Annotated in this window: 6 protein-coding genes and 26 tRNA genes; 2 read left to right on the top strand and 30 right to left on the bottom strand. The window is 40.4% G+C overall.

What is annotated here, in order from left to right; translation table 11 throughout:
• Positions 1-33 precede the first annotated feature (33 nt).
• The 26 genes from BVC89_RS02145 to BVC89_RS02265 all read right to left on the bottom strand — a co-directional run bounded on the left by BVC89_RS02145 (position 34) and on the right by BVC89_RS02265 (position 3,407).
• A tRNA-His gene (locus tag BVC89_RS02145) sits at positions 34-106 on the bottom strand.
• Between the two features lie 28 nt (positions 107-134).
• Positions 135-207: transfer RNA gene (locus BVC89_RS02150), tRNA-Arg, on the bottom strand.
• 7 nt (positions 208-214) lie between these two features.
• Positions 215-289 (bottom strand) — tRNA-Lys (locus tag BVC89_RS02155).
• Positions 290-301: 12 nt separating this feature from the next.
• Positions 302-377 (bottom strand) — tRNA-Arg (locus tag BVC89_RS02160).
• 4 nt (positions 378-381) lie between these two features.
• Positions 382-457 (bottom strand) — tRNA-Thr (locus tag BVC89_RS02165).
• Between the two features lie 18 nt (positions 458-475).
• Positions 476-549 (bottom strand) — tRNA-Val (locus tag BVC89_RS02170).
• 7 nt (positions 550-556) lie between these two features.
• Positions 557-634 (bottom strand) — tRNA-Pro (locus BVC89_RS02175).
• Between the two features lie 31 nt (positions 635-665).
• Positions 666-739: transfer RNA gene (locus BVC89_RS02180), tRNA-Gly, on the bottom strand.
• An 8-nt stretch (positions 740-747) separates the two neighbouring features.
• Positions 748-825 (bottom strand) — tRNA-Pro (locus tag BVC89_RS02185).
• A gap of 23 nt (positions 826-848) precedes the next feature.
• Positions 849-927 (bottom strand) — tRNA-Asp (locus BVC89_RS02190).
• Between the two features lie 87 nt (positions 928-1,014).
• Positions 1,015-1,090 (bottom strand) — tRNA-Cys (locus tag BVC89_RS02195).
• 13 nt (positions 1,091-1,103) lie between these two features.
• A tRNA-Gln gene (locus BVC89_RS02200) sits at positions 1,104-1,178 on the bottom strand.
• A gap of 9 nt (positions 1,179-1,187) precedes the next feature.
• Positions 1,188-1,263 (bottom strand) — tRNA-Met (locus BVC89_RS02205).
• A gap of 5 nt (positions 1,264-1,268) precedes the next feature.
• Positions 1,269-1,347 (bottom strand) — tRNA-Leu (locus tag BVC89_RS02210).
• A gap of 7 nt (positions 1,348-1,354) precedes the next feature.
• Positions 1,355-1,431, bottom strand: a tRNA-Leu gene (locus BVC89_RS02215).
• A 7-nt stretch (positions 1,432-1,438) separates the two neighbouring features.
• Positions 1,439-1,515 (bottom strand) — tRNA-Leu (locus tag BVC89_RS02220).
• 6 nt (positions 1,516-1,521) lie between these two features.
• Positions 1,522-1,658, bottom strand: a tRNA-Ser gene (locus tag BVC89_RS29535).
• A gap of 12 nt (positions 1,659-1,670) precedes the next feature.
• Positions 1,671-1,761: transfer RNA gene (locus BVC89_RS02225), tRNA-Ser, on the bottom strand.
• Between the two features lie 7 nt (positions 1,762-1,768).
• Positions 1,769-1,852 (bottom strand) — tRNA-Tyr (locus tag BVC89_RS02230).
• Between the two features lie 5 nt (positions 1,853-1,857).
• A tRNA-Asn gene (locus tag BVC89_RS02235) sits at positions 1,858-1,933 on the bottom strand.
• Positions 1,934-1,939: 6 nt separating this feature from the next.
• A tRNA-Phe gene (locus tag BVC89_RS02240) sits at positions 1,940-2,015 on the bottom strand.
• Between the two features lie 5 nt (positions 2,016-2,020).
• A tRNA-Met gene (locus tag BVC89_RS02245) sits at positions 2,021-2,094 on the bottom strand.
• A 6-nt stretch (positions 2,095-2,100) separates the two neighbouring features.
• A tRNA-Trp gene (locus BVC89_RS02250) sits at positions 2,101-2,175 on the bottom strand.
• Between the two features lie 238 nt (positions 2,176-2,413).
• Positions 2,414-2,488: transfer RNA gene (locus BVC89_RS02255), tRNA-Glu, on the bottom strand.
• 2 nt (positions 2,489-2,490) lie between these two features.
• Positions 2,491-2,565, bottom strand: a tRNA-Ile gene (locus BVC89_RS02260).
• Positions 2,566-3,332: 767 nt separating this feature from the next.
• Positions 3,333-3,407 (bottom strand) — tRNA-Ile (locus tag BVC89_RS02265).
• A gap of 698 nt (positions 3,408-4,105) precedes the next feature.
• Between BVC89_RS02265 and BVC89_RS02270 the strand changes: the two genes are divergently transcribed.
• Entirely contained in the window at positions 4,106-5,314 is a 1,209-nt protein-coding gene (locus BVC89_RS02270; RefSeq protein ID WP_086929656.1) for an RtcB family protein, read from the top strand.
• Between the two features lie 625 nt (positions 5,315-5,939).
• Here the strand turns inward: BVC89_RS02270 and BVC89_RS02275 are convergent.
• Positions 5,940-9,086 (bottom strand): carbohydrate-binding protein, encoded by a 3,147-nt coding sequence (locus tag BVC89_RS02275; protein WP_086929657.1) that lies wholly within the window; start codon positions 9,084-9,086, stop codon positions 5,940-5,942.
• Positions 9,087-10,115: 1,029 nt separating this feature from the next.
• On the opposite strand from BVC89_RS02275, the gene BVC89_RS02280 reads away from it, so the two are divergent.
• Entirely contained in the window at positions 10,116-11,654 is a 1,539-nt protein-coding gene (locus BVC89_RS02280) for an ArnT family glycosyltransferase (protein ID WP_086929658.1), read from the top strand.
• Between the two features lie 674 nt (positions 11,655-12,328).
• Here the strand turns inward: BVC89_RS02280 and BVC89_RS02285 are convergent.
• From BVC89_RS02285 to BVC89_RS02295, 3 genes are all read right to left on the bottom strand, one after another.
• Complete coding sequence (locus BVC89_RS02285) at positions 12,329-13,336, bottom strand: tetratricopeptide repeat protein (protein ID WP_158657752.1); 1,008 nt, start codon at positions 13,334-13,336, stop codon at positions 12,329-12,331.
• 361 nt (positions 13,337-13,697) lie between these two features.
• The gene (locus BVC89_RS30480) at positions 13,698-15,557 is read right to left on the bottom strand and encodes a M12 family metallo-peptidase (protein WP_086929660.1); all 1,860 of its coding nucleotides are present in this window, start codon (positions 15,555-15,557) and stop codon (positions 13,698-13,700) included.
• A 38-nt stretch (positions 15,558-15,595) separates the two neighbouring features.
• A complete protein-coding gene (locus tag BVC89_RS02295) occupies positions 15,596-16,126 on the bottom strand; it encodes a hypothetical protein (RefSeq protein WP_086929661.1) in 531 nt (176 codons plus the stop codon).
• Between the last annotated feature and the right edge of the window lie 831 nt (positions 16,127-16,957).

Consider the following 16,957-nt stretch of genomic DNA (forward strand, 5'->3'; position numbering starts at 1 on the left):
CTCTCCTTGATTGAGTAATTGAAAATACTTAGGGGTGACTAATGGGATTCGAACCCATGTCAACCTGGATCACAACCAGGGGCATTTGCCACTATGCTATAGCCACCCCTAAGTATTCTCTTATCGTTAATTTGCACTCCCGGCTGGATTCAAACCAGCATCACCTTGTTTCGAAGACAAGTGCTCTATTCATTGAGCTACGGGAGCAAAGAATTGGTCCGCCCGGTAGGACTTGAACCTACACCTGTCGGCTTAAAAGGCCGATGCGCTACCATTACGCCACGAGCGGAAAAAAATAAATTGGCGCTCGATGCAGGATTCAAACCTGCATTACCGGCTTCGCACGCCAGCGTTTTCTTCTATTAAACTAATCGAGCAAATTGGAGCTCACGGACTGGATTTGAACCGTCATCATCTTCCTTACAAGGGAAGTGCTTTACCGTTAAGCGACGTGAGCATTTTTTAAAAGTTGAAGTGGTAGACGTGAATGGAATTGAACCACTGTATCCTGTGTGTAAAACAGGTGCTCTCCCATTGAGCTACACGTCCAGTAATTTGGTCCGGGTACTAGGATTCGAACCTAGGGCCTCTTGCTCCCAAAGCAAGCGCTCTTCGCAAACTGAGCTACACCCGGAAAGAAAATTTTTAATAGATAAAAAATAAATTGGAGCGGCATCAGGGAATCGAACCCTGTTCCTCTGCTTGGAAGGCAGGTACCTCACCATTCGGTCAATGCCGCAATTTAATTGGTCTGGGTGGTAGGATTTGAACCTACGACCGCCCGGCTCCAAACCGGCCACGCTCACCAAACTGCGCTACACCCAGAATAACTTTTGTTAAAACGAATTTGGCGGTTCGTACGGGATTCAAACCCGTGATCCCTCGGCTGACAACCGAGTGCTTTAAATCTGGCTAAGCTAACGAACCGAAAATTGGTGGAGACTGTCGGAATCGAACCGACCTCACAATACTTGCAAAGCATCGTCGCCCCCTTGGTACATGGGCCCCCAAAATTGGAGCACGAGGCCGGATTCAAACCTGCGTAATACAGGATTTGCAATCCCGCGCATATTCTCTCTGCCACTCGTGCATAACTGTTAATTTGGCAGCAGCGCCAGGATTCGAACCTGAAATACGTGAGTCAAAGTCACGTGTGTTGCCAGTTACACCACACTGCTATTTTTAATTGGTCGTGGAGGGTGGGCTTGAACCACCAACACCGATTTTATGAAAATCGCATTTTACCGATTAAACTACTCCACGAGTTTTGGTACAGGCGGTGAGATTCGAACTCACAAAAAAGCGATGTTTGAAAACGTCATGTCTGCCAATTGCAATCACGCCTGCATTAAAATGGTACCCAGCCCCAGAGTCGAACTGGGAACATCCTGGTTCTAAGCCAGGCGCCTCTGCCAATTGGGCTAGCTGGGCTTTAAATTGGTACTCCGAGCGAGAGTCGAACTCGCAACAAACCGATTTTAAGTCGGTCATGTCTTCCAATTGCATCATCGGAGCATTTGTTGGAAGAAGGTGGAGGAGTCGAACCCCTCGGCAACTGCTCCTGCGTTGCTCTACCTTCTGCATCCATGCGGTCGAGCCGTATCTTTACAACTCGCCGGTTTTCAAGACCGGTTGTCCGCCACTGGACCGCACCTTCCAAGTAATCAACTTGGCGGAAGCGAAGAGATTCGAACTCTTGAAGCAACTTTCGTCACCTGCCGGTTTAGCAAACCGGTGCCTTCACCGCTCGGCCACACCTCCTGGTTTTTGGTGGGGAAGGTAGGACTCGAACCTACGTCTCAACATATTTCGCATTTACAGTGCGATCCCTTTGCCACTTGGGTACTTCCCCTAATTTGGCTGCTACAGCCGGCTTCGAACCTGCATCCTCCCGGTTAACAGCCGGGCGCTTTACCAGTTAAGCTATGTAGCAATAAATTGGTGTAGAGAACCGGAATTGAACCGGGATCTCCTGGGCTTCAACCAGGCGCTCTCGCCATTTGAGCTATCTCTACAAAATTGGTTGCGGGAGCCGGAGTTGCACCGACGTCACGGGCTTATGAAACCCGTATGATTCTGCTTCACTACCCCGCTTTTATTTGGCACGCCGAGTAGGATTTGAACCCACATCTTCTGGTTTTGGAGACCAACGCTTTTCCATTAAGCTATCGACGTATCAATTGGTGGACATGGCGGGATTCGAACCCGCGAAAGGAAACAACTGAGGCATTACTCTCAGCCAAGCTAATTACTTGGAAAACGCGCGCCAGCTGACACCCGCCTTAGAGCATCGAGCCTGCATCCTCAACCATGCGTAATAGCTTATTTCAGTAACCTCCGGTTTTACCCGGCTACCCTTAACCTAATCGTTTTTGGTAGTGGTTCTCCATTCTCGCCTGCATGCCCAAAAATTTGGTATCCCTAGCCGGACTCGAACCGGCGCTGCCTGATAGAAAGTCAGGAGTCCTCACCACTAGACCATAGGGACATTGGTTGGCAGAATAGGATTTGCACCTACATCTACTCGGTTATCAGCCGAGGGCTTTGCTATTAAGCTACCTGCCAAAAAAAGCGACCACATTGTTAAAAAACCGATACCGTGTCGGTGGGTATCACACCTAAATAAAATTGTTTCCGCACATCTATTGCGCGTTTAGCAATTCCAATTGCTAGAAACAAAAATCGCAATCCATGCGAGTACTACTCCATAAAATTCCGCTTTAGCATCCAGCCTTCGCGAATTAGTTCTTCCTAAAACGTACGCTAACGCCATCCATGGCTCTCGCGTTATACCACCCATCCGTGGGCATAAAAAAACCCCGATTGTTGCCAACCGGGGTTTATATAATTCACCGGAAGGCACAGCCTTCCGTTATTGAAAGCTGCTTACATTAGTTTGCTATCACCAAAAGTTACGCAGGGACGTTCTAGTCCACTACGGAGTACATTTGTATCTATGGACGGTGTGGACCAGCCCGATAAATAAAAATGCTTGCTATGTTGCTGATAGTTAATATTCATAATGTGTTACTTACTGTTTTTTGTTCGTGTTGCGAATCTGTTTTAAACGATACGTGCTGATTTTTTTCTTTGCAAACTTAATTTTTTGATGATTTTTCGGGTGTATTCCAGAACGTTATATAGCGTTATTTTTCTTCAGGGTGAGCAATTCCCTAGTGCAACTTATGGCAAAATTTCGGGAAGGGGGCATCGGAGAAAAATTGACTAAAATTCAAAATTTCCCTACCGGTTAAATCACACTATTCATCTATAAAAAAATGTTCTAAGCCTCAATTAAAATAAATCTCTTTTTCCTGTTGATTTCCTAAATTTGGTGGGCCGTGAGAGAGTCGAACTCTCGTAACTGGCTTATGAGGCCAGGGTTCTAACCGTTGAACTAACGGCCCAAATTTTTAAATTTTCATTTCCTTCAGTCAAAGCCACTTTCGCGCGTCCTGCGCTCCGTGGAATAAGCCCTTCCATGGGCAAAAAAAAACCCGAAAAGCGTAAATCGCCTTCCGGGTTTTTTGTTTTATTACTTAAACTAAAGCTGGAAGGCGTATTGCCCACCAAGATATTCGTCTAGCAGGCAGAGTATGGACGTACGAGATCCTCCTGTGGATTACATATCATCCCGGGTGTCCAGATATAAAAACTGCGGTGCTTTGAATTTGGTAAAGTCATTACAACCTCGAATTAAGTTTGCGTGGATTGTATGCCTCTCAGCACTAAAATCAAGCCATTTTTTACAGATTGACAGAGTTTAGCTAAATTTAGTTATCGCTAGACTTATTTATCATGCTTTCGATAACGCATATTTTTTTAAACTAAAATATTGAAATATCATAAATAGTTTATTGACAAATAAAAATGTAAGAGTAAGATGCGCACAAATTGTATACATTCACATTCGAAAGAGGAGTATTCATAAATGACTAAACAAATGAGATATAAAATCTAAACCTTTCGAGCGTATTTTCTCGGGAGGTTATTTAAAAATCTCCCGAGTCAGATAAAACCCTGACCGGATATCCTGTTGGGGTTTTTTTATGCCTTAAAATCCCAAATTATTAAATTTATGCCAAATATATGGTAGGAGGCAGCTATGCCTGTAAAAATGGAATTAAATAAAAACGCAAAAAATGGTGTAAAACCTGTAAAAATTTATACGCGTGATGTAGAAAACGTAGCATTAACACAACTGAAAAATATTTCTCAGTTACCATTTATTCATTCTCATGTGGCTGCGATGCCAGATGTACATGCGGGGATTGGCGCGACTGTTGGATCTGTAATTCCGACTGTTAATGCGATTATTCCGGCTGCTGTCGGTGTGGATATTGGCTGTGGAATGATGGCTGTGCAACTTTCTTTGACCTCAGCTCAATTACCAGATAGCTTGATTGAAATGCGCTTCTCTATTGAGCGAGCTGTGCCTGTTGGTTTAAGTGCTCATAAAACTATTTCGATCCGTGAAAGTGCCTGTAAAAAGCTACAAACAAAAGTGGACTTTCTTTTTGATAAACATCCAGCATTATTAAAAATGCAAAAGCATCCACGCCAAATTTGGGCGAAACAGATGGCAACTCTTGGCAGCGGTAATCACTTTATCGAAGTGTGTATTGATGAGTCGAAAAAAGTATGGGTGATGCTACATAGTGGAAGCCGTGGAATTGGAAATAGTATTGGTCGTTACTTTATTCAGCTAGCTAAAAAAGATATGCAGGGACATATGCATAACTTGCCTGATAAAGACCTTGCCTATTTTCAAGAAGGTAATCCACATTTTTACGACTATATTGAAGCAGTGGACTTTGCTCAGGAATATGCGCGTTTAAATAGGGAAGAAATGATGAGGTTAGTTCTGCGCGCGATTAAGCCTTATCTGGCGGATTTCACAATTGTGAAAGAAGCGATTAACTGTCATCACAATTATGTTGAAAAAGAACATCATTATGGTGCAGATGTATATGTCACCCGCAAGGGCGCGATTAATGCTGAACGAGGCCGATTAGGTATTATTCCCGGTAGTATGGGAGCTAAATCTTATATAGTGCGTGGTCTTGGTTCGCAAGAGTCGTTTTGTTCCTGTGCTCATGGCGCTGGCCGTGTAATGAGTCGCACAGCTGCAAAGAAACGATTTCGTCGCGAGGATTTAGTCGAGCAGACTAAGGGAGTGGAATGTCGTAAGGATAAACACGTGATCGATGAGATTCCAGCCGCTTATAAGGATATTGATCAAGTTATGGAAAATCAAACGGATCTTGTTGCAATAGAGCATACACTTAAGCAGGTTTTGTGTGTGAAGGGTTAACAGGTCGGCACCCTATGGCGTGATCTAACAGGGATGTTTTTACTGCCACCTTGTCACTCTTAGCGTTGTAAAAACTTATTGAGTTGGAGCCTTGGATAGTCAAGTTTTTTACCTTTTATTTACTTAGGTAGGTTTGGGAGTTGAAACGCCATGGCCTTCAATGTGGTAGGAGGCGAAAGTTGGCCATGGCGTATGCGGCTTAAGTTTTATTAACAAGTAATGTAAACGTACTGTGTAAATATATTTTTATGCTTTCTTTCATAACGACGTGTAACTAACAATGTCACTAGTAAGTAGTGTTATAAGAAAAATAGTTCTTTATAGGGAAAAATTATCATAAAGGAGAGAACTCTATTAACTTTTTGTTATATTGGCTGATATTAATTAGGAAGATTATCTAAGACACCCATGAAAATAGATGTGAAATTCTTTACGTAGTGGATTTTTGCTATGAAACCTTCAGTAATTAGCCAAGACACCCATAACAATAACTGCTGGCTTCTTCTCTAGAAAATTTTAATATTTTGATAATGTAAAAGTTGATGACCTATGCGCAGAGGGGAAGCTTTCGGTACAGGCTTCTCCCTCCGAGCATTTTTGCGTGCCAGATACAGCAGGTATTCAGTTATTTACGTCTAAATCTGACTTTGTCCCAAGGATTATTTAAAGTAAAAAACTTCACGTAAAGGTCATTGCCAACTTGAGCGAAGGCAGTGGAGTTTGAGTTACGAAGTGCATTTAGGTTACCTGCATTTCTATAATTCGTTACTCTCATTCGATTACCTATTCCCGGGAACTTAACGATGGTTGATCCTCCCGTGGGGCCGGTGCGAACAAAGAACGAGATATCAAAGCCGCCTGAAATACTATTGACGCCACTTGGGAAATCCACAGAGTATTCTCCGCCATTAAGCTTCACTAATGCATTAGAACCAGAAAATTGTCCACTGCCTGGCCTATCTGAAGCTGTGTTTCCATCCGGTGTTCTGACACGAAAGGTAGCGTTGGAGCCATTAACATTACCCATACGCATTAATGCGTAGCGATTATCCGATATTCTCGCATTCCAACCTGAAGGTTTAAAATCGCCGTTATCGTAGTAGTAGGGATGGTTTGGAATAATCGTAGAGCCAGCGCCACCACCTACATGCCGGGTAAGTGTGCCATCCGCATCGTAGATGACGGAAGGTGCAGATTTACCTAACGGTTCGTATGAACTGCCGCCCTGAGGATTCACAAAACTCATGTGATTTGCTGAGCCGTCGTTCTCGTAAGAAGAATTACGCATGACAAAATGAGTATTTCGCGCTGCGATCGGTGCTGAACGGAACATATGTGCGTTGGCTGCAGAGAAGCCCGCGAAATGCGTACCATCTAACGTGTTCGCGCCATCGTAGAAGGTATGGCCGGTAACTGTTTGATTCGGGTTACTATTACCGCGACTATGGCCGACATATAGAGCGTCAGTAATACGCTGTGTGAAGGTAATAAACGTACTGTTAAAATTGTCTGCGAATTTGTTGTTAACAAAGTTACCGATGCGTCCGCGATGATAGATCGCGACATTGTGTTTGTAACCCGTAAAATCAGCAAACTGTGGTTCTACTGGCGGGTTGTACTCATCACCGTTCCAATTTGGCAATATGTTGCCACCTACAGGGACTTCCAGGTCACTGCCACGGTCAACATTCAAACCAATAGGCGACGAATGGGTAGAGTTAAAAGCGAATTCTCTTAGGTTGACCTTGTCTGGGACGACATTAGCGTATTGTGGATCTTTAGCTGCAGCGCCAATTGCTGAACTGGGAAATAAAAACCAAATACCTGTGCCTTCTGAACCTGCAGAAATATTGCCCCGCCAAATATTATCTGGATTAGTCATCCAAAAGGCAGCAGAACTTAAGAAGCGCACGGGATTTTGACCAACGTGGTCGTGCGTGTCCACGATAAAAGGATCATTCAAGTCTGGCTTACGATCGCCTACAGCATCGCTGCGACCGACTTTGTGAATGCCAAAAGCAATATTAGAAAGAAAGGTATTACCGGTTTCTACAGCATCTTCCATAAAGAAGCCATGGCCATGAATATCGTGCAAAACAACATCTTGAATTAAGAGGTTGTGAGTACCGTGAACGGTGACTCCGCGATTGTTTGAGTTGGTGATGGATACGCCGCGCAGCATGTCACCCTGGCGATTTCCTGCTAGGTGCCAGTGCATAGGGTAACGTCCTAGACGTCCAGTTTGGCCCATTTTATCCAGTTGTACACTATCCAGAGTGATTTGGCCCGCTGTTCCCATGATCATAATGTTGCCGCCTACGCCCTGGCTCAACCCAGCCTTAAAGTTTGCGCGATCACCAAAATTAACATCGGTATCTTGAGAAGCAAGGCCTTGTATCTTGACGTTGCGGTTGAGCACAGCAACTTCAGCACGCATTTCGATAGTGCGTGTTTTTGCCCCAGTGCCATAAGTTTCTCGTTCGCCATAATGGCGATAGTTCAGTGGCGTATTTAATGTGATTTCGGTATTGCTGTTTCCTAAATCCACTAGTGCTGTGATGGTGCGAACTTCCTCGTGAGAGTAATCTCGTGAAGAGCTAGCAATAACAATTTGATCGCCAACTTTCCAATTTAACTCACCGTCAGAAGCTGCTGAATAGTCACCATCATAATTGCGTTCAATTAAATTGCGGACATAAATTTTATTACTGCCAGCAGTAGCTGTGGCTGCTAGTCGAGTGTAGGTAAGTCTGTCTTCACCAAAAAACTGTAGCCTACCTCCGCCTGCGGCCATGATAAAACTGTTATTATCTTTAACTTGCATGGTTCCCGCAGCTGTCTCTATCGTCCAATCTGTATCTGGATTTCTGCCGGTGAGGGTTAGGGTAAACTTACCTTCGTCATAGGGGTTAGCTGCACTACCGACTCTGAAAATACCATTGGAGTTAACATGTACCCAGTCTGTATTAAGAGAATAATCTGCGCCTGCCTGTTCTCCTACTTGCAAAACACCTTGAACCACTACGCCTTTGGCGGTGGGTTTTCCACCCCATAGTGTCACTGTCCGGCCTTGTGGAATCACGGCACGTTTATTAGCATTAGGTACACCGTTGCTCCAAGTTGCGGTTGCACCCCAACCGCCGTTACGAATTGCCGTAGTAATATTCGACGATTCCGATGCATTGAATTTCAGCCAGTTAATATTAAAATTGCCGCCAATCATTCTTAGACGAATGACTTGTCGACCACCTGAGAGCCTAATATTTCTAAGTGTTAAGGTTGTAAAATTTTGCCAACCACCTGTGCTTTCAACATTAAAGGTACCAAGGTTGGTAAAACTATTACCATTTCCTATCTGTACTTGCAGATTTCCAGGGTTGGAATGAGCCGATGCAACGCGTGCTAAAATATCGTAAGTTCCTGTTGTTGCGTCAATGGTATAATTCATCCATTCGCCGTTAGCTGTCCAGCCGACATTATGGCCTCCACCATTATCTGTTGTAACTTGTATGTCGACACCTGCTCGGGTCCGATAAACCCCGCCATTGTTTGTCGCGTCGGTATCGTTATAAGCGGCTCCTTGTCCATCGGTATCGAAGTTTTCAGCTTGAAGTACAACACCATCATCAATGATGAGAGGTTGTCCTCCGCCAAAAGGGGTGCCACTGTATGCATCCGTAGTAAAACCCATTAAAACAGTACTGGCCACAACGGTAGTTATGAGGTTTTTTAGCTGATAGTGATGAATAGTTTTTAATTTTAAGAAACTCATTGCTTGGTTCCTTCATCGTTTTCATTATTTGAATGTTAGGGTTTGATAGGTCTTTTCCTCTTATTTTTAATGGATATTAAAAAATAGAGGGTTTGTCAGTTAGTCTCGCTGACGGTTTTTATATAGCGTTTCTGATAGTTGTATTGTTTTAATCGTGTTTGAAACTCATATTTATCTAGCGTTAATTACGATTAAAAATTTAATGATGTGGAATCCATTCTCGGAAGAAAGCGAATCGAAATTAGCTCTCGTACATGCAACTTAAAGATAACTTAAATAAATATTTTTTTATTAGTAAATTATTCTTTGTGATTTGTTTTTTGTTAACTTAATCACCAAGTAAAACGCTGCAAACGTTTGAAGAGATTAATCCACTTTTCCCTTTTTTTGATAGGTATTTATTGAAAACGTCTATAGAAAAATTTATAAATGTTATTTTTTGTAAAAATGGAATTAATTTTTCAGCACTGAAGTTGTGCATTAGCAAATGGAAAATATATGGCAAATATTGGAGTTAGAATTATTTAAAATAGAAGTAATTTTTTATTCGAATAATTAATTCACTAAAAAGAAATCGTAAAGATGCGTAAAGAGTTTTTGTTAAGTAATAACTTGTTGTTATAGAAACTGTCTTGATAACGTTTTCTTGTGTAAAGAAAAATGCGCATATGATTTTTTCTGGAGAAGAGTAAACATTAATAAGAAATATGTTAAGGGATAAACTAGGTCGGACTTGTGCTTATAAGTTGATTGTAGAAAATGAATAATAAAATTACATAATTTAATTTGGCGCGCAATATTATTCTTTGTCGTTTTTGTATTTTTTGCCTTATAGCTTCTTATTTCTAAGCTTAAAGGCGAGAATAGGGCTCGTATTTATCGATATGGATTTTTTTTCTAAAATGGTTATAATTCTTCACTTGTTATTGTTTTATTCTATGAATATAAAGTAGCTTTTATTCAATCCTATGCAGTAGGGAAACCTGAGCTATTGAATTATTCCAATGGCCCTATACAAAGGAGTGGTGAGTGCAAAAAAATCAACGCCTGCTAATACGCTTTATTAAAGGTGAAATTGGGTATGGTGTGCCTTTTTACGGCATTATTATCATTGTTTTTCTCTTGATGTGTGGAGCCTTTTCTTCATCTTTGCTTGATCAAGATGAAATGATATATGCGCTTGTCGCTGCGGATATGCTCGACGGTAAATTGCCTTATCAGGGGGTTTTTGATCATAAGCCTATCGGTGTTTATTATGTTTACGCCTTCTTTTTTGGTATTTTTGGTGAAAATTTTATTGCTATCAGAATTATGACTGTTAGCCTCCTCGGCGGTACAGCACTGTGTATCTTTTACGGTTTAAGGCGATTAAATTTTGGACGCTCAGCGCTTGTCGTTTCCTTTACTACATGCCTAGCTTTTCCTATAGGTATTGATGGTTTATCGGGTAATACTGAAAGTATTCAGACTTTTATATTGGCTTTAGTTTTTTTTCTCATTGTTCGTATTCAAGATGAAAATAGCACACATAAAAAGACTATAGCCTTGTTTTACGGTGCATTAGTTGCTCTTGGATTTTCGGTTAATTACCTTTTTTCTTTCTTAGGTATGTTTTCGTTTTTGTCTCTTATTTTATTTCTTTTTTCTATAGGAAAATCTATTAGATATCTAACAATAATATCTTTTTATACTGCCGGAGGGTTTTTTCTCGGTTCTTCAATTATTTATTCTCCTTATTTTTTCGATTACTTCACTGGGGGAGATTTACTATTGGAGTATCTGTCAGATCAAATAGTTTTTCTTACAAGTTACGGTGCTAACTTTGATAAAAGTCTAGTTGTTAATAAACTGTTCAAATGGATAGTTCCCTTTACTCCTATTATTGTCAGTGGTGCTCTGATGTTTTATACATTAGAGAAAGAAAAGAAGATTGTAGGTTTTTTCTCAATAGGCACTTTTTTAGCAGCATGCATAGCAGCAAGTGCATCAATGATGTTCTTTAATCATTATTGGATTCTCTCTACGGTTTCAATTGCTTTATTTTCAGCAATAGCGGTTGAAAGTTCAAAGGAGCTACAGTCGAGCCTTATTATTAGATATGGTCATTCTATTACATTGCTAATTTTTATTGTTTCTGGTTCTGGACGCATTGTTAATCATACATTAAATATCGGTGCAGAAAGGGAGCTGAAGCAGGCAAACGCTTTTATTAAGCATACTATAGGTACACAGGAGCCTGTCGTTACGATTTCAACATCACCAGTATATGTATTTCTAAATAAACTTAATACCAATCAAAAATATCATTTTGAGGGGCATGTAGAGCAGCTTCATAATGCGGGGGTTTTAGATGGGGACGCATATTTTATGGGTTTGCTAGAAAAAAATCCTACTTATACTCTCGTTGAGCCCAAGATTTGTGATAGAGAATCGTTTCTTATATTTGTAGATACCTGTGAATGTCTTAAAAACAATTATAGCCTGATATCATCATTTCAAGGTGTTCGCCCTGTATCAATTTACAAGCGTATAAATGACTTTGAAGTTGCTAGGTATGTGGATATTTAATGACTCACTAACTCCTTAAAGAAGAGTTGAGTATAGAATTGAGACGATATGCTGAGGATTACTAATATTAGCTGAAGCCTTGGGTAGGCAAGGCTTCTTAGCTTTTCATTCACTTAGGTAGGTGAAGTAAATTTAAACGCCATGGCCATTAGTATGGTAGGAGGCGAAAAGTGGCCATAGCGTGTGTTGCTTAGGTTTTTATAGACTTTTCTTGTGCTCTAGTGTGAGGCACTATTTCATCACCAGAGTATGAAAAGTCGGGAGTTAGGGTGAGTGTCATAATTAGGTATTCCTAATAATTAATATGAATGTACTGTGTAAATGTATTTTTATGCTTTCCTTCAATAACGACCTGTAACTAACAATGTCACTAGTAAGTAGTGTTATAAGAAAAATAGTTCTTTATAGAGAAAAATTATTATAAAGCTGAGAACCCCACTAACTTTTTGTTATATCTATAATAGACACCCACATCGATCTTTAATTGCATTCTAGAATTAACTATTTGTAGCCTTTAGGAGGGATCTTTATTACTAATATCCTATGTATACCATCCTCTGTGAGAATCTTATCCTAATCTCTTATCCGATTCTTAAAGACTATTAAGTGAAAAACAGGAGGGCTAAAAAGGGAAGATATTTGTTTCTAATTTCAATATTTTATTTGGTTATCTTTTAGTTACTATTATGCTCATATAAAAATGCTATCTGTTCATGGCAATAATTAGTGAAATTTTTATTTCTTGGCTCTAAGGCAATACATTTCTGCCAGCAGGATACCGCTTTTTCAATTAAATTAACTTTACCAAATGTTTTAGCCATTCGTTGAAAAAGTATTCTGGAATTTTTTGTATGTGCGAGTAACCATACTTGTTCTAGTAAAATTTCCATTTCGCTCTTTTTGTTTTGTAGATATAGTATTTCAGCTAATTCACAATAGTTTTTAATATCCTCAGGTGCATAGGCTATTGCAAGTTGGTAGCTGTGTAGTGACTGTTCTATATCGCCTTTTTCCCGTAATAACAACCCTCGGTAGCTATAACCCTCAGAACTATTGGGAAAATATGTTAAATATTTATTCCACTGAATAATAGCATCGTCTGTTTTTGCAAGGCTCATAAAACTTATCGCTAACAATTTATGATTGTCAGGGTTTTTCTGTTGATATGCAAAGGTAACGGCTATTTTTATAAGGCTTTCTGCTTCCAGTTGTTGGTCAAGCATTGCTAACACTTGGCTTAATTCACAATAAATAGAAATGTTTTCTGCATCGTATTTGAGTGCTTCCTGATAGTCGATACATGCCTGTTGCAACATATTCTTTTTATACCAATAGATCCAGGCTCTATTTTGATAAGCTGCGGGATTATTGCTAACCTGACTAATATAGTTATCCCACGCTGTTAGAGCTTTATCGTCCTCATCAAGATCCATAAGCGCTACTGCAATATTAAATTTATATAGTGATGTATGTTGACTAAACGCTGCTGCTTTTTGGTAAAGTTCCAGCGCAGCACGGCTTTGCCCTAGCCCTTGATAAACACAAGCCAATGCGTTCATAACAACATGATTTTCGGGCTCATGTCGCAATAGTTCGTGGTATCCCAGTCGTGCATCTTCGACTTGACCGTTTTGATGAAGTGCAAGTGTATGTTTAAAACTGGGAGTGTGACTTTGTAACATGTTAGATTTTCTCACTTTAGATACGGCATTTTTCAATAATTTTAATTGCCTCATTGAGATAGTGTTTTCTAGAGGAGGGAAGTTCATCTAAACAATCTATGCTTTAGAATTAGCTAACAAAGTCTGTTTAAAAGGTATTATTTTTCTAAAAATATAAACAAGACACCCATGATTTCCCCGGGACGTTCAAGAATATAAGAGAGACACCCACATAAAGTTTCGAAACAAGTGACGAGCATAGTTGATAATATCGTTGTATCGATATTATCTGTTTCAGTCTGGAGGGATTTGGATAAAAAGAGATGGTCGGTTGTTTAAAAGTGGGCCTCAGAGGCCCACTTATCTAGCTAAAAGTAAGGATTTAATTTGAACAAATGCGTACGTTGTCAACACCACATTCAATAATGTCTCCTGGGCCTGCGCCATCGGAGCATTGTGTGCGAATCACAACATTTGAACCTGCTGGAACTGTCTGACTTGCAGTTTGCCATGTGGCATCAGAAGCTGTATCTCCATTAGCAACCAGTGTAGAAAATGTGCTGCCACCATCAGTCGATACTTCGATACGCTGGAAGTCGCCAGTGGCATCATCACCACCGTCTCTTTGGCCGAAGAAGTAAGACAGAGATAGTGTTGACTGATTTGCTACATTATAGGTGCTCGAAGTTGCAATACAATTTCCGGAGTCAACATCGTTAGTGCCAGCAGCTGTATTCGTTGCTGTAAAGAAGGCGTTATTGCCATCTGCTGCGCCACCTACTTGAGTCGTTACACCATTGCTCGCTTGCGCTGTTGGGGTATCTACAACAAAGGCACCTGTTGAGCAGGTTGAAGCATTACTATTACTCCAGCCGCCGTTTCCGGCTTCAAAACTTTCTTCTACTGAACATCCTGGAACGGGTGTTGGAGTTGGTGTAGCACCGTTAGAGATAACCACGTTGCTGACTGTGACTGAATTTCCTGCAGGTGACGCGTCGTCGTCGTTAGCTATTACAAAACCAAATCCTGTCCCTGTATAAAAGTTACCAACAGGTATAGTGAACGATTGAGTCTGTCCATTTCCTGTGTAGCTGAAATTATCGATACCCCATGCTTGGCTTCCAATGAGGCGGAAGATGCGATCACTGCTTGCGCCTAGATCTTGATCGAAGCCAACCCCTTGTATTTCTGCATTTCCAACCGCTGAAAATTCAAAAGTAACAGTAGTTGATGCATTAATATCGAAGTCAAAGCCTGTTATACGCCATTCGTTGCCGGTTAGCGTAATAGTACAGCCGTCTGCAGAAACTGTGGCATCGCCAGGAGCATTGCCTGAATAATCCTGGGTGTTTCTAAGGTCTAAAGCTCCTGCAACACAGCCTGGAGTTGGTGTAGGCGTAGGCGTTTGTGTTGGTGTGGGTGTTGGAGTTGGTGTAGGGGTCGGTGACGCAGGTCCCCTGAAACCAGCAATAATATTTCGAACGTTATTGAGCGCTCGTGATGCGTCACTCCGATCTGCCACACCTAAGGCTTGTCCAGTATTAGGGTTATCAAGATTTGGGTTTGAAAAGAAGTCTAGCAATGGGAAAGGTCTTCCCCCAGCCATAATAGTCCCCCAATCTGGATTGCCTTGAGGGTCGATATGCCCGAAGCTATAGGGAAACAGGAACTGTCCACATGTAGTGTTTTCGCTTCCACAGTCTCTTGTGCGGTCATGCCGAAGCCCCATAACATGGCCTAACTCATGTATAACAATAGGCGCTACATCCATTAGACCACGTTGGCCTACCGCAAACGCTTCACTTTCAAAAGATTGATCACATGGAATTCCCGCACCACAGATGGCATTAGCTTGACCGTTTTGCTGAATGCCCTCGAAAATAAGGTAAACCAAGTCGGCTCCATCTTGGTCGCGCCACTGGTGAACTATACCAAAAGTATTATTGTTAGGATTAGTAAGATCGTTGAGTAAGCTTGGCATATTGGGGTAAACATTTTCATTTACCGAAACTTCTCGCATACCCGCAATCGACAGCTGCATGTCAATATTACTATTATTCAATGCAAGATTACCGTCATCAATCGCGGAGATAATATCTGTTTCAATATTCGCTGTACCGCCTACCGCTGCGCGTGAGTCATCCGTATAAACAACCAGAACCGAAACATCGGTTTGCGCAAATGCTATAGACTGAATGAAAAATGATGCAGCGATCATTAGATTTCTATATTTCGCTTTCATTTCTTTGCCTTTTAATATGGTTGATGAAGAGGAAGGGTTTAGTCGAATGTAATATTGCTAGTATCTACTTCGTAGTTAGCAGCGATACCGCCATTCATACTACGGATAACAAGCACCTTCTGTTTCCCCATAAATGTGACGCGGCCACTCATTTGCCCGTTGTAAACCACGAGTTTTACGTTTGAGCCTTCAACACCATCCACTTGTCCGCGCAAAATTTCTCGTTGTTGACGTGTGTCGATACGATTGATTGAAATCTCAAGTGGTTTTTGGTTTTTAAAGGTGTTTACTGATAATTTTAAGTCGGGATAAAGTTTAGACTTTTCATTATTAATTAGGGCCTGAATATCTTTCATATTAGTAATAGCGTAGGGGCCGCTAGACTGTAATATGTTACTTTTCAGGCTTTCTGATAAGCTTTTATCTAGTAAGTTTTGTTGTGAGGAAACTTCCCATGCACCAAAATTTGCATTGTCAGATAAAAACTCCTGCTTTACTTCAAGGTATTTACCTTGAGCAAATGCGACTGAAGAAAAAGCGATCAAGATTGTCGTAATTGCAATTTTCATATTTTTTCCTTTGTCCTGTCTAAATAAAGGTAGTCATTATTAATTGCGTACATCACTGATTTGAAAGTTTACATTTCACCCTCCTTAATAGCGATAAGCAACATAGTCGGCCAGATACGCTAAAAATTACACTAGCGATCGTTTTGTACTTGAAAATAATTAATATTTTTAAAGTAGACTCTAAATGCGGCCGGATTAAATTTTTATTTTAATAAGTGAAATGTATATTTAATTTGGGTGATTGCTAAATTGACCTTTACATGCATACCAATATGTGTCACCGATGATTTAATATAGTGAACGCCTGAAACATAAAAAGCCTCAATATTTTTTAATAAAGTCATATATTGTTATTAAGGTATTAAAGCTACCCACCGATATGAAGATTATAATAGCTGTGACTAAATGTTGTTTTTGGCGCTATTTAAATTACTGTAGTCCCGAATAAATTTTAAAAAATGCTAATATTCTCAAGCCATACAAGTTAAATATAGTATTTGTTAAATTATTCAAGTCGTTATTTTAATTAATGAAATTATTTTTTTGTATTTGATAGGATCGAAATGATACATTGTAACTAAATTAAAAATGATACATTGTAACTAAAGCCTTTTTAATACGATTGGCTTATATAATTAAGGCCACGTTAAAAAATATTTTTGCATTACTTAAAATGCTACCATCAAAAAAAATCAGCCTGCTAATAAATCTTGAGAGATGTGACGAATACCACAACGATTGTCGTCCTTAAAAACAATTGAAATTTTATACGGTGAATAGTTGTGTTTGTAGTTATCTTCGATAGATTAAATTTTTATTTTAAAATTTTAA

The sequence above is a fragment of the Agarilytica rhodophyticola genome, assembly GCF_002157225.2.
Taxonomy (GTDB): Bacteria; Pseudomonadota; Gammaproteobacteria; order Pseudomonadales; family Cellvibrionaceae; genus Agarilytica; species Agarilytica rhodophyticola.

Coding starts and splice junctions, on each gene's coding strand:
- BVC89_RS02270 (WP_086929656.1), top strand. CDS start 4,106: ATGCCTGTAAAAATGGAATTAAATAAAAACGCAAAAAATGGTGTAAAA.
- BVC89_RS02275 (WP_086929657.1), bottom strand. CDS start 9,086: ATGAGTTTCTTAAAATTAAAAACTATTCATCACTATCAGCTAAAAAAC.
- BVC89_RS02285 (WP_158657752.1), bottom strand. CDS start 13,336: ATGTTACAAAGTCACACTCCCAGTTTTAAACATACACTTGCACTTCAT.
- BVC89_RS30480 (WP_086929660.1), bottom strand. CDS start 15,557: ATGAAAGCGAAATATAGAAATCTAATGATCGCTGCATCATTTTTCATT.
- BVC89_RS02295 (WP_086929661.1), bottom strand. CDS start 16,126: ATGAAAATTGCAATTACGACAATCTTGATCGCTTTTTCTTCAGTCGCA.